The sequence below is a fragment of the Bacteroides sp. ET225 genome, assembly GCF_024733745.1.
GTDB classification, from domain to species: Bacteria; Bacteroidota; Bacteroidia; order Bacteroidales; family Bacteroidaceae; genus Phocaeicola; species Phocaeicola excrementipullorum.
The window spans coordinates 1-13,898 of the sequence record NZ_JANRHN010000003.1 but is presented as its reverse complement, the minus strand read 5'-3'; the positions used below and the strand labels follow the sequence as shown (position 1 = coordinate 13,898).

The 13,898-nt window shown below is 53.4% G+C and carries 9 protein-coding genes; 8 read left to right on the top strand and 1 reads right to left on the bottom strand.

Translation table 11 applies throughout. The features are described from left to right. Positions 1 to 204 precede the first annotated feature (204 nt). The 5 genes from gltB to NW212_RS01905 are packed head-to-tail and all read left to right on the top strand — an operon-like array spanning position 205 to position 9,868. Positions 205 to 4,728 carry a glutamate synthase large subunit gene (gene gltB, locus NW212_RS01925; protein ID WP_258336968.1) on the top strand — a complete coding sequence of 1,508 codons (4,524 nt, stop codon included), beginning with the start codon at positions 205 to 207 and terminating at the stop codon, positions 4,726 to 4,728. 36 nt (positions 4,729 to 4,764) lie between these two features. Next, positions 4,765 to 6,108 carry a glutamate synthase subunit beta gene (locus NW212_RS01920; RefSeq protein WP_258336967.1) on the top strand — a complete coding sequence of 448 codons (1,344 nt, stop codon included), beginning with the start codon at positions 4,765 to 4,767 and terminating at the stop codon, positions 6,106 to 6,108. A gap of 45 nt (positions 6,109 to 6,153) precedes the next feature. Then, a complete protein-coding gene (gene asnB / locus NW212_RS01915) occupies positions 6,154 to 7,818 on the top strand; it encodes an asparagine synthase B (protein WP_258336966.1) in 1,665 nt (554 codons plus the stop codon). A 3-nt stretch (positions 7,819 to 7,821) separates the two neighbouring features. Next, positions 7,822 to 8,631, top strand: coding sequence for a diaminopimelate epimerase (gene dapF / locus NW212_RS01910; RefSeq protein ID WP_258336965.1), 810 nt, complete (start codon positions 7,822 to 7,824; stop codon positions 8,629 to 8,631). Positions 8,632 to 8,635: 4 nt separating this feature from the next. Continuing rightward, positions 8,636 to 9,868, top strand: a complete 1,233-nt coding sequence (locus NW212_RS01905) for an LL-diaminopimelate aminotransferase (RefSeq protein WP_258336964.1) — start codon at positions 8,636 to 8,638, stop codon at positions 9,866 to 9,868. Positions 9,869 to 10,019: 151 nt separating this feature from the next. On the opposite strand, the gene NW212_RS01900 is transcribed toward NW212_RS01905, so the two are convergent. Continuing rightward, complete coding sequence (locus NW212_RS01900; RefSeq protein ID WP_258336963.1) at positions 10,020 to 10,790, bottom strand: patatin-like phospholipase family protein; 771 nt, start codon at positions 10,788 to 10,790, stop codon at positions 10,020 to 10,022. 115 nt (positions 10,791 to 10,905) lie between these two features. On the opposite strand from NW212_RS01900, the gene mazG reads away from it, so the two are divergent. From mazG to NW212_RS01885, 3 genes are all read left to right on the top strand, one after another. Next, complete coding sequence (mazG, locus tag NW212_RS01895; RefSeq protein WP_258336962.1) at positions 10,906 to 11,691, top strand: nucleoside triphosphate pyrophosphohydrolase; 786 nt, start codon at positions 10,906 to 10,908, stop codon at positions 11,689 to 11,691. Between the two features lie 301 nt (positions 11,692 to 11,992). After that, positions 11,993 to 13,099, top strand: coding sequence for a hypothetical protein (locus tag NW212_RS01890; RefSeq protein ID WP_258336961.1), 1,107 nt, complete (start codon positions 11,993 to 11,995; stop codon positions 13,097 to 13,099). Positions 13,100 to 13,210: 111 nt separating this feature from the next. Then, positions 13,211 to 13,810, top strand: a complete 600-nt coding sequence (locus NW212_RS01885) for a BACON domain-containing protein (protein WP_258336960.1) — start codon at positions 13,211 to 13,213, stop codon at positions 13,808 to 13,810. Positions 13,811 to 13,898: the final 88 nt, after the last annotated feature.

The following is a 13,898-nucleotide window of genomic DNA, read 5'->3' as shown; positions in this document are numbered from 1 at the left end:
ATTGTAAGTAAAATTTGTAAAAATAATATCAGTTTGTTGATTTATGCACGCTTGTTTTTATAAATCGAAACATTCTTTGTGCGTCGGTGAATTTTCTGTTATAAAAAAGTCGTTAATGGTTGTCATATTGAAAGTTGATTTTCTATTTTTGTGCCTAAACAGAATGGAAAACAATCAATAGATATTAAAAAGAAAGAGAAGCCTATGGAGAAAGATGTTTTTATCACGAAGGATGATAGTGTGGGCGAGCAGTGCCGGCCGCAATGTGCCGGACTTTACAGTCCACAGAACGAGCATGATGCCTGCGGAGTGGGGATGATTGTAAATATTCACGGCAACAAGTCGCACGAGCTGGTCGATTCGGCCTTGAAGGTTTTGGAAAACATGAAGCACCGTGGAGCGGAGGGTGCCGACAACAAGACCGGTGACGGTGCTGGCATCATGGTGCAGATTCCTCATGAATTCATTTTGCTGCAGGGCATTCCGGTTCCGGAAAAAGGGAAATACGGTACGGGGCTGGTGTTCCTCCCGAAGGACGAAAAGGAGCAGGCACGGATTCTCAGTGTCATGATTGAGGAAATCGAACGTGAAGGCTTGTCGCTTATGCATCTCCGTTCGGTCCCGGTGAATTCTTCCGTTTTAGGGAAAAGCGCTCTGGAAACTGAACCCGACATCAAGCAGATTTTCATTACGGGAGTGACCGATGCGAGCAATATCGAGCGCACGCTGTACATTATCCGCAAAAAGATTGAGCGCCGGGTGCATCACAAGGATTTCTATATCGTGTCGCTTTCGAGCAAGAACATCATCTATAAAGGTATGCTTTCGTCGGTTCAGGTGCGCGAGTATTTTCTGGACCTTACGCAGCCTTATTTTACCAGCGGACTGGCTATCGTGCATTCTCGGTTCAGCACCAACACGTTTCCTACGTGGAGTCTGGCGCAGCCTTTCCGTCTGCTGGCTCATAACGGCGAAATCAATACCATCCGCGGCAACCGGGGATGGATGGAAGCGCGGGAAAGCGTGCTTTCCACTCCTCTTCTGGGCGACGTGAAGGACATCCGTCCGATTATCCAGCCGGGTATGAGCGACAGTGCCTCGCTCGACAATGTGCTGGAGTTCTTTGTCATGTCGGGCCTGAGCCTGCCTCATGCGATGGCGATGCTGGTGCCGGAATCGTTCAATGACAAGAACCCGATCAGCGAAGATCTGAAAGCTTTTTATGAATACCATTCCATTCTGATGGAGCCGTGGGACGGACCTGCCGCTCTCTTGTTCAGCGACGGACGGTATGCAGGCGGTATGCTCGACCGTAACGGTCTGCGTCCGGCACGCTATCTCATTACCAAGAACGACATGATGGTCGTGGCGAGTGAAGCGGGCGTCATCAGTTTCGAGCCGGAAACCATCAAGGAAAAGGGGCGGCTTCAGCCCGGAAAAATCCTGCTTGTCGATACGCAGGAGGGACGCATCTATTATGACGGTGAACTGAAGGAGCAGCTTGCTTCGGAAAGACCTTACCGCCAGTGGCTCTCTGCCAACCGCATCGAACTGGATGCATTGCGGAGCGGGCGCAAGGTGGCGAATACAGTGGACGAATACAGCCGCCGCCTGCGTGCGTTCGGCTTTACGCGCGAGGACATCGAGCGCACCGTTATGCCGATGTGTACGAACGGTTCGGAGCCTACGGCTTCTATGGGCAACGACACGCCGCTGGCTGTGCTTTCGGAAATGCCCCAGATTCTGTTCAACTATTTCCGCCAGCAGTTTGCGCAGGTTACGAATCCCCCCATTGATCCGATCCGCGAAGAACTGGTGATGTCGCTGACCGAATACATCGGAGCGGTAGGAACCAACATTCTTCTTCCGAACGAGAGCCATTGCAAGATGGTGCGTCTGCCGCATCCCATTCTGAACAACACGCAACTGGACATTCTCTGCAACATCCGCTATAAGGGATTCAAGGCGGTGAAGCTCCCCATGCTTTTTGATGTGTCAAAGGGAACGGCCGGTCTGCGTGAGGCTTTGGACGAATTGTGCAAAAAAGCGGAAGAGTCGGTTACGGATGGTGTCAACTACATTGTGCTGTCCGACCGCGGCATTGACGCGGAACATGCCGCCATTCCTTCCTTGCTCGCCGTGAGTGCCGTACACCATCATCTGATATCGGTTCAGAAGCGGGTGCAGACGGCGCTGGTGGTAGAGAGCGGAGAAATCCGTGAAGTGATGCACGCGGCTTTGCTCCTCGGTTATGGTGCCAGTGCCATCAATCCGTATATGGTGTTTGCCATTCTTGACGATCTGGTGAAGAAAGGCGATGTGCAGATGAATTATGAAACGGCCGAAAAGAATTACATCAAGGCGGTCTGCAAGGGACTTTATAAGGTGATGAGCAAGATGGGCATCAGTACCATCCGTTCGTATCGCGGCGCGAAGATTTTCGAGGCGGTAGGCTTGAGTGAAGAGCTGCTGAAGGCTTATTTCGGGACAGAAATGTCGTCTGTCGGCGGCATCCGGCTCGAAGAAATAGCTGAAGACTACACGGCTTTGCATGATGCTGGTTTCAAGGCGGACGAGGTTGGCGACTTGCTTCCTCATGTCGGACTGTTCTCTTACCGGAAAGATGGGGAGAAACATGCGTGGAATCCCGAAAGTATCAGCAAGCTCCAACTGGCTACCCGGCTGGGAAGCTATGCAAAGTTCAAGGAATATACCAGGTGGGTGGACGGCAAGGAGAATCCCATTTTCCTTCGCGACTTCTTTGAGTTCAAGCGCAACCCGATTTCAATCGACGAAGTGGAGCCGGTGGAAAGCATCGTGAAGCATTTTGTTACAGGAGCCATGTCGTTCGGTGCCATCAGCAAGGAGGCGCACGAAGCGTTGGCGCTGGCCATGAACAAGCTGGGCACCCGGAGCAATACCGGAGAGGGAGGCGAGGATTCCGACCGTTTTCATGAAACGTTTGACGGCATTTCGCTGTGCAGCAAGACCAAGCAGGTGGCGTCGGGACGCTTCGGGGTGACAGCCGAATATCTCGTGAATGCCGAAGAAATACAGATCAAGGTGGCGCAGGGAGCCAAGCCGGGCGAAGGAGGTCAGTTGCCCGGGTTCAAGGTGGATGAGATCATTGCCAAGACACGCCATTCCATTCCTGGAATCTCGCTGATTTCTCCTCCTCCCCACCACGACATTTATTCGATTGAGGACCTTGCCCAGTTGATTTTCGACCTGAAGAATGTCAATCCGAAGGCGAAGATCAGCGTGAAGCTGGTGGCAGAGAGCGGCGTTGGCACGATTGCTGCCGGAGTAGCCAAGGCGAAAGCCGATCTGATTGTGATTTCGGGAGCTGAGGGAGGTACGGGCGCTTCGCCGGCTTCATCGATGCGCTATGCGGGCATACCGCCTGAAATCGGTCTGAGCGAAACCCAGCAGACGCTGGTGCTCAACGGGCTGCGCGGCCAGGTCCGCCTGCAGACCGACGGCCAGCTGAAGACCGGACGCGACATCATCAGCATGGCATTGCTTGGAGCGGAAGAGTTCGGATTCGGAACCACTGTGCTGATTGTGCTCGGATGCGTGATGATGCGCAAGTGCCATGCCAATACATGTCCGGTGGGTGTGGCCACGCAGGACGCGCGTCTGCGCGAGCATTTCCGCGGCCATTACCAGTATGTGGTCAATTATTTCCGCTTTATGGCTCAGGAAGTGCGCGAATACCTGGCGGATATGGGATTTACCCGTCTGGAGGATATTGTAGGTCGCACGGATCTGATTGAGCTGAAGCCGATGAAGCCCGGAAGCAAATGTGCCCTGCTTGATTTCAGCCGGTTGCTGCATAAGGTAGACAACGGAGCCGCTCTCTGCAATGTGACCGCACAGAAGCACGACATCGACTGCGTGAAGGACGTGTCCATGCTGGCGGCTGCAAAGGATGCGCTTGAAAGCGGAAAGGAAGTGTCGCTGGAATACACCATCGGAAATACAGACCGCTCGGTAGGAGCGATGCTTTCGGGGGCGGTTGCGGCCCGGTATGGCGAAGCAGGGCTTCCGGAACAGACCATATCAGTCAAGTTCAAAGGCTCGGCAGGACAGAGTTTCGGAGCGTTTCTGGCTCATGGAATCAGCTTCAAGCTTGAAGGCGAGGCAAACGACTATCTGGGCAAGGGATTGAGCGGCGGACACATCTCTGTGCATCCGCCGGTAAGGAGCAATTTTGATGCGGAGAAGAACGTGATTGCGGGGAATACCCTTCTGTACGGAGCTACCGGCGGAGAAGTGTATATCAACGGACGTGCAGGCGAGCGTTTTGCTGTGCGCAACTCCGGCGCGATAGCTGTCGTGGAAGGAGTGGGTGACCATTGCTGCGAGTACATGACGGGCGGACGCGTGGTTGTCCTGGGTGAAACCGGGCGCAATTTTGCTGCGGGCATGAGCGGCGGTGTGGCCTATGTGTGGGACAAGAACCGTAATTTCGATTATTTCTGCAACATGGAGATGGTGGAGCTTTCGCTGCTCGAAGACTCTACGGCACGGAAGGAGCTGCATGAACTTGTCCGTCAGCATTACCTGTACACCGGTTCCCGGCTTGCGCGCACGATGCTCGACAACTGGAGCCGGTATGTCGAGGAGTTCATTCAGGTGACTCCGATCGAGTACAAGAAGGTGCTCGCCGAGGAGCAGATGCGCAAACTGCAGCAAAAGATAGCCGAAGTGCAACGCGATTATTAACAGAGTTACTAAACGAATCAAAAACAGATATGAGATATGGGAAATCCTAAAGCATTCTTGAGTGTTCCGCGGCAGGAGGCCGGCTATCGTCCGGTGCATGAACGTATCGCCGACTTCAGCGAGGTGGAACAGACATTGAATACAAGCGATCGGAAACTTCAGGCTTCGAGGTGCATGGATTGCGGCGTGCCTTTCTGCCATTGGGCCTGTCCGCTGGGCAACCGTCCGCCGGAGTTTCAGGATGCCATGTATAAGGGAAAATGGGAAACAGCCTACAAGATATTGAGCCGCACGAATGACTTTCCCGAGTTTACGGGCCGCATCTGTCCGGCATTGTGTGAAAAGAGTTGTGTGCTGAAACTGACCATGGACGCTCCTGTTACAATCCGTGAGGATGAGGCGGCGGTGGTGGAAGCGGCTTTCCGCGAAGGCTATATCCGCCCGCGCCGGTATGAACGGAACGGGAAGAAGGTGGCTGTCATCGGTTCGGGACCGGCGGGACTGGCTGCGGCGAACCAGCTGAACAGACGCGGCTATGAGGTGACGGTGTTCGAGAAACTGGAATATGTGGGCGGCCTTCTCCGTTTCGGCATTCCGAACTTCAAGCTGAGCAAGTCGGTCATCGACCGCAGAATCGCCGTGATGGAAGCGGAAGGGATTGTGTTCAAGGTGAACGCTGACATTGATGTGTCCAGGCTTCCCGAAGGTTTCAGCGCATATTGTATCTGCACGGGAACACCGCAGGCCCGCGATCTGGATATTCCGGGGCGTGAGCTGAAAGGCATTCATTTCGCCATGGAGATGCTTGCGCAGCAGAACCGGGTGCTTGCGGGGCAGACTTTTGCAAAGGAAGAGCGCATCACTGCGAAGGGAAAACACGTGCTGGTTATCGGAGGAGGTGATACGGGAAGCGACTGCATCGGAACCAGCAACCGCCAGCAGGCTTTGAGCGTCACTCAGATTGAAATCATGCCGAAGCCTCCGGTGGGCTGCAATCCTGCCACTCCATGGCCGCAATGGCCTTTGGTGCTGAAGACCAGCAGCAGCCATGAGGAAGGCTGCGAGCGGAGATGGTGCTTGTCTTCTACCCGTTTTATCGGAAAGAACGGCTGTGTATGCGGCGTGGAGGTGGAAGAGGTAGAATGGATTCCTTCGCCCGACGGAGGTCGCCCTGTCATGAAGCCTACCGGGAAGAAAGAGATTCTGAAGGCTGACCTTGTGCTGCTGGCCATGGGATTCCTGAAACCCCGGCATCCCGAATTTCCCGAAAACGTGTTCGTGGCGGGGGATGCCGCTACGGGAGCGAGCCTTGTGGTGCGCTGCATCGCAGGAGGAAGACAGGCTGCGGCAGACATCGATGCCTACCTCTCGGCCAAATAAGAAAGAAGAACCTGAAATTATCAACCTTTAATTGTTCGTTAAAAAATGTGTGGCATTGCAGCAATATTCAATATAAAGGAGCAGACACCGGCTCTCCGCGACAAGGCTCTTGCGATGGCGAAGAAAATCCGTCACCGCGGGCCGGACTGGAGCGGCATCTATTGCGGAAAGTCGGCTATCCTTGCTCACGAACGTTTGTCCATCGTTGACCCCCAAAGCGGAAAGCAGCCGCTTTTCTCGCCCGACAGGAAGCAGATTCTGGCTGTCAACGGAGAAATCTACAACCATCGCGACATCCGCAGGCGGTATGCCGGAAGCTATGAGTTCCAGACCGGAAGCGACTGCGAGGTGATCCTTGCCTTGTACCGTGACAAAGGCATTGACTTTCTGGAAGAACTGAACGGCATCTTTGCCTTTGCGCTTTATGACGAGGAGAAGGATGAGTTTCTCATCGCCCGCGACCCGATCGGCGTGATTCCGCTCTATATAGGCTATGATGCGGACGGAAAAGTGTATTGCGCGAGTGAACTGAAGGCCTTGGAGGGCTATTGCGAGCGTTACGAGCCTTTTCTGCCCGGACATTGCTACTCGAGCCGCACCGGAAAGGCGGTGCGCTGGTATAAGAGGGACTGGATGGACTATGACGCAGTGAAAGATAATCCCGCTTCTGTACGGAGCGTGCGCGAAGGACTTGAAGATGCCGTGCGCAGGCAGCTGATGAGCGATGTGCCGTACGGGGTGCTTTTGTCCGGAGGACTGGACAGCTCGGTCATCTCGGCCATAGCAAAGAAGTTTGCTTCCAGGCGCATTGAAACAGACGGGAAGAAGGATGCGTGGTGGCCCCAGCTTCACTCGTTTGCCATCGGTCTGAAAGGAGCTCCCGATCTGGCCAAAGCAAAGGAAGTGGCCGACCATATCGGAACGGTGCATCATGAAATCAACTATACCATCCAGGAAGGGCTGGATGCAGTGCGCGACGTAATCTATTTCATCGAAACGTATGACGTGACAACGGTGCGGGCTTCCACGCCGATGTATCTGCTGGCGCGCGTCATCAAGAGCATGGGCATCAAGATGGTGCTGAGCGGAGAAGGGGCGGACGAAGTGTTCGGAGGCTATCTTTATTTCCACAAGGCGCCGGATGCGAAGGCCTTCCATGAAGAAACGCTCCGCAAGCTTTCCAAGCTTTATCTGTACGATTGCCTGAGGGCGAACAAGGCGCTGGCGGCATGGGGCGTCGAAGGCCGCGTTCCGTTTCTCGACAAGGAGTTTCTTGACATTGCCATGCGCCTGAATCCTGCCGCTAAGATGTGTCCGGGCAAGACCATCGAAAAGAAGATCGTGCGCGAGGCTTTTGCCGGCATGTTGCCCGAGAGCGTGCTCTGGAGGCAGAAGGAACAGTTCAGCGACGGAGTGGGGTATAGCTGGATCGACACGCTGAAGGAGATGACCTCGAAAGCGGTGTCGGACGAGCAGATGGCGCATGCCGCGGAGCGTTTTCCCGTGAATCCTCCGCGCAACAAGGAAGAATATTATTACCGCAGCATATTCGAAGAATATTTTCCCAGCGAAAGTGCCGCGCGCAGCGTGCCCAGTGTGCCGAGCGTAGCATGCTCCACGGCTGAGGCCCTGGCCTGGGACGAGGCTTTCAAGAATATGAACGAGCCGAGCGGACGCGCTGTGGCCGGAGTGCATGAAGATGCTTATTGATTTATGGAAAGGAAAATTGAATTTACAAAGATGCAGGGGCTGGGCAACGATTACATCTATGTTGATGTGATGAAGTATCCGCTGCCCGATCCTGAACGGTATGCGGTGGAGTGGAGCCGTCCGCATACGGGTATCGGAAGCGACGGGCTGGTGCTTATCGGCCGGTCGGACAGGGCGGATTTCAGCATGCGCATATTCAACGCCGACGGATCGGAGGCGAAGATGTGCGGAAATGCCAGCCGCTGCATAGGAAAATATCTCTACGAGAAAGGGCTGACCGGCAAAACCGAGATTCTGCTTGACACGCTTTCGGGGGTGAAAGTGCTTCGTCTGTTTCCGGAGCAGGGTGTGGTGAACCGTGTCAGCGTGGATATGGGAGTTCCTGCCGACATTCATCCGGTGACTTTGGGCGATGGCTTTCCTTATGCGGAGGGGATTGCCGTGTCGATGGGAAATCCGCATCTGGTGATTTTCGTGGACGACATTTCGCAGGTTGCCTTGCAGGATGTGGGACCGGCGTTGGAGCGTCATCCGCTGTTCCCCGACAGGGTGAACGTGGAGTTTGCCCAGGTGATTGGCGAAGGAGAGATCCGGATGAGGGTATGGGAGCGCGGTTCCGGCATTACTCAGGCTTGCGGTACGGGAGCTTGCGCTACGGCTGTGGCCGCTTCGTTTGCGGGGCGTTGCAGAAACGAGTCGGATGTTGTGATGGACGGCGGCGTCCTTCATATCCGCTGGACGGGAGAGGGCAGCCATCTGTTCATGACCGGGCCTGCCGTAAAGGTTTTCGATGGTGTAATAGAAATAAGTTAGTCGTATGGTATCAGTAAATGAAAACTTCATAAAGCTTTCGGGAAACTATCTCTTCTCGGAGGTAGCCAAAAGAGTCAGTGCGTTCAAGGCGTCCCATCCGGAAGTCCGTTTGATACGTCTGGGCATCGGCGATGTGACGCGTCCCCTTCCGCAGGCTTCTGTCGAGGCGATGCACAGGGCGGTGGATGAGATGGCACATGCGGAAAGTTTCCACGGATACGGTCCGGAGCAGGGATATGATTTTCTGCGCGAAGCCATCGTGCGGCATGACTTCGGCGAATTGGGAATCGGTCTGTCGGCGGATGAGATTTTTGTCAGTGACGGGGCGAAGAGCGATACAGGGAACTTCACAGACATTCTGGGAAGCCGGAATACGGTGGCTGTAACCGATCCCGTCTATCCGGTCTATGTGGACAGCAATGTGATGGGCGGACGTGCGGGCGGCCTTCTTTCCGACAGGCGCTGGAGCGACATTGTCTACCTGCCTTGTACGGCGGAAAACGCCTTCATTCCCGAACTTCCGAAACGCCGGGCAGACATCATATATCTGTGTTATCCCAACAATCCCACAGGTACGACCCTGACCCGCGCACAACTGAAGGAGTGGGTGGACTATGCGTTGGAAAACGGTTCGCTGATTCTGTTTGACGCTGCCTACGAGGCCTTTATCAGCGAAGACGACGTGCCTCATTCCATTTACGAGATCGAAGGGGCGAGAGGGTGTGCGGTTGAGTTCCGGAGCTTTTCGAAAACCGCCGGATTTACGGGCGTGCGCTGCGGATATACGGTCGTTCCGAAAGAAGTGTCCGGCACTGACGGGCAGGGAAACCGTGTGCCGCTGCACCGTCTGTGGAACCGCAGGCAATGCACCAAGTTCAACGGAACAAGCTATATAACCCAGCGCGGAGCCGAGGCCGTCTATTCTCCGGAAGGCCGGAAGCAGGTCAGAGAAACCATAGACTATTACATGGGCAATGCGCAGCTGATGTGTGATACCCTCCGCCGTGCAGGATTCAACGTTTATGGCGGAGTGAACTCGCCCTACCTGTGGGTGAAGACCCCCGACGGCATCGGTTCGTGGGAGTTCTTCGACAGGCTGCTGCGCGATGTGCATGTGGTGGGCACTCCCGGAGTAGGGTTCGGTCCGAGCGGTGAAGGATACCTCCGGTTTACGTCCTTCGGAAGCCGCGAGGATTGCCGGGAGGCCATGGACCGCATCGCCGCATGGAAAGTATAGCAAATCGGTCCGGCTTCGTAAAAGCAAACCGTATGAAACTGTAAACCGCATCGTGGATTCTGTATTTCACGATGCGGTTTGTATATTCCACATCGTGGAATGTATAATCCACAGTGTGGAACGGACTTTCCAGCCGTGTCCGACGGATTGTTCATCTGTTTTCCAGAACTTTCCTTGCCGCTTCCCGTCCTCCTTCCATGATGTCTTTGGCGCGGTAGAATTCCATCATCTCAAAGCGGGATGCAGGGATGCTTATCAGTATGTCGGGCGGGAGGTTGCGCAGTTCGTTGCGCGTGATTTCCTGCATCATCATCCGCGACGAGGCGGTGAGCAGCTGGTAGGGGCTCAGATGTGGGATGGGCCTTGCTTCTCCCGCGGCATTCACGTCGACGGCTATCACGATATCTCCCTCCGTGCGGCGTATGTGGCGCAGGGGAAGAGGATTCAGCAGCCCTCCGTCTACGAGCGTTCTGCCGTCTCTTTTGAAAGGATGGAACACCATGGGGATGGATATCGACGCGCGTATGGCATCGAACAGGTTTCCCGCTTCGAACACAACTTCACATTCGTTGATTATGTCGGTTGCAAGGGCCGTATACGGAAGCGGAAGCGACTCGATGCTTACGTCGGGAACAATCTGCCGCAGTTCCTGCATGAAGCGGTTTCCTTTCACCATGCCTTCACGGTTCAGCTTCACGTCGGCAAAGTAGAACATCTTTTTCCGGTCCCATCCGCATATCCATTGTTTGCACTCTTCCAGCTTTCCTGTGGCATACATGGCTCCGACAATCGCTCCCATCGAAGTTCCCGCAATGGAGGTGATTTCATAGCCGTGCGCGAGCAGTTCTTCGATGACACCGATGTGGGCGATTCCTCTGGCACCGCCCATGGATAGCACTAAGGCGACTTTCTGTTTGTCCATATTTGGCGAAGTTTGTTTCTTTTGTGGCTAAAGTTATTTATTTTTACGTTTACGGGCAACGATTTTTGTCGGAAACTCCGTAGCTTTGCACTGTTAAATTGATTGAATGATGGATATGCATACAAGAGAAGAAAAGATGGAGGCGTTCGGCCGTCTGCTGGACGTGCTTGACGAACTGAGAGTGAAATGTCCGTGGGACCGGAAGCAGACGAACGAAAGCCTGCGTCCGAATACGATTGAGGAGGTGTATGAACTTTGCGACGCGCTGATGAAGGATGACAAGAAAAACATCTGCAAGGAATTGGGCGACGTGCTCCTCCACGTGATATTTTATGCCAAGATCGGGAGCGAGTCCGGCGACTTTGACATCAAGGACGTTTGCGACAAGCTCTGCGACAAGCTGATCTTCCGCCACCCGCATGTGTTCGGCGAAGTGCAGGCGGATACGGCCGAAAAGGTTTCGGAGAACTGGGAGCAGATCAAACTGAAGGAAAAAGACGGAAACAAGTCTGTGCTGAGCGGAGTGCCCGAAGCGCTTCCGTCGCTCATCAAGGCCTATCGCATCCAGGACAAGGCCCGCAACGTGGGCTTCGACTGGGAAGAGCGCGAGCAGGTATGGACAAAGGTGAAGGAGGAAATCGGAGAGTTTGAGTCGGAAGTGGGGCAGATGGACAAAGACAAGGCCGAAGCTGAATTCGGGGATGTGATGTTCAGCCTGGTCAATGCAGCCCGCCTCTATAAGATAAATCCCGACAATGCGCTGGAACGCACCAACCAGAAATTCATCCGCCGCTTCAATTATCTGGAGGAACATACGATAAAAGAGGGAAAGAACCTGGCAGACATGTCGCTCGAAGAAATGGATGCCATCTGGAACGAGGCGAAAGGCAAAGGGCTGTAGGAACAGCCCTTGCATTGAACAAAACTTGTTTGGCCTTTAAATTTAAGTTATGAACTGAACGGCAAAACCGTCATTTATCAGAAAAGGAACTGAACCGGGAAATCAGCGGGAACAGCCTGTAAGTGTCCGGCTGGATGAGATGCAGGCTCTGAGGCATTGGCTTGAACAATGTGCTGCTTTTCCCTGAAAAAATGTGTTCCGGCGGCTAAAATCACTGTTTCCTGTGATTTCCTGTATTTCTAAAACCGCTTTCTTTGTTGTATGGAAAGATGGATAATGTATCCTGTAAATGAATGTACGTATGGGAAAGTGGAAAAGAAGGAAATTGGATTTGCCGGGAGCCATAGGAGCCTTGTTGCTGTTGGTCGTTTCGCTGGTATGCGGTTGGGCTATGTTTGCTGTGTCAGGCATGGAAAACTACGAGCCTCTGCTGAAGACTGTCAGATACTCTCTGAACTGGGAGATGGGCATGGGTTTCTATGACAAGCCAGGAGGAACGGAGCAGATGGTGATGTATCCCGAAGATGGAGCGGACCCTTCGCTGGTGCCTGAAAAGAAGGAAGGGGAACGCTGGCTGGATACCGGCAAGCTGAAGGTGGACAAGCCCTCGGACGGATGGGCCAAGGTAGACATAGGCGACGATGGAGAACCGCTGTATGTGGAGGAGCAGTACGTTATCTCGAAAGAAGGTGCCATGTTCGAGGGCAGGCAAGGAGAGAATACCTTCCTTACCGTCGGCGCAAAGAACCTGCCTCCTTCCGGGTGGATAAAGCTGCTGGGCTTTCTGGTATATTTCTCCCTCTATTTTCCCCTGTTCGCCATATTCCGCTGGGGATTCGATACAGAAGAACATACCCGGAGGGTTATGAAGCATGTTTCGTGGATAGTGTATGCAGGCTTGGCCTACTTCATTATATTATATACACTGAAATTTGTGTGCGGTTATAATGTGGACAGGTACTGGTTCGTGTCGGCTACCGTCCTTGGCAATACTTTCTACTCCATAGCCAACATGGTGTTGGGCATTATCGGATGTTTGGCCATGGTGTTCTTTGTCTGGATATGGTACATGAACTCCGTTGCTTCCACTCTCTCCGGACTTTTGCGGAATGTAGGCTGGAGAGGTTTCTTCCTGCTGATATTCGCGGCCTATTTCCTTTGGATGTTCTTGGGGGTGGCAATTATGCTTGCTTCGATTGTTCTGATTGTTTATTTGATAATAATTATCGTGCCGGCAGTAATGGCCGATATTGCGGGAAATGGTGGAAGCAGGAGCAAGTCAGATGCTCCACTCTACAACTGCTGTGCTTCGTGCGCCCGTTATGATGGTTCGGGTCATTGTTACGAAGGTAGGGAAGTACATGATCCGTTGGTTCAATGTTGCCGCAAGTATCACCGCAACGTTTGATCGTGTTAGTAGCATGTGCGGTCTTGTGAGGTAATGCTGTCACTGAAAGCGTAACCTCTAATGTGAAACTTATAAACTAATGATGACTGAAACCCTAAAACATATATGATTATGAAGACTGATTGGAAAACAACATTGTGGGCCTTGTTCCTGCTGTTTGGATTGGCCGCTTGCAGTGATGATGAAGAAGTCAATGGCAGCATCATGCTGACAAAGGGAACGCAGACATCTCAAACCATTTATGCCGATGAAACAACGGATAACTCCGGCGGCATACACTTCACCGCCGCGGCGGATTGGACGGCTTCCGTCATTCCCGTCACTTCCCGGGCCGAGGGAGGCAGTTCGGTGGACTGGCTGTCGTTGAGTGCCTACAGCGGTGGCCCGGGTGAATACACCCTGACTCTGACATTGAAGAAGAACACGACCGGGCAAGACCGCAAGGCGAAGATTGAAATTGTGTGCGGGGACGATGTTGTCACCATTACGGTGGAACAGAAAGGAACGACCGAAGACGGTGGGACACTTTCTTCGCAAGGCAAACGTCTGGTGCGCTTGGAACATACCAGCGTGGAATGTGCTCATCCCGACTCTTATGACATGTGCATCATCACTTTCGAATACGACAACGAAGGCCGTTTGACGGAGATGCACGATATCTCGTATGTCGGTGATAGTCAATCTTATTATTCGGACGATGGCTCTAGTTGATTATACCGTTGCAAACTTGACATTATAATGCTTCATGGAAATCCCCAGCAATTCACCGGCCTGGTCATTGCAGAACTTCAGGACGGTC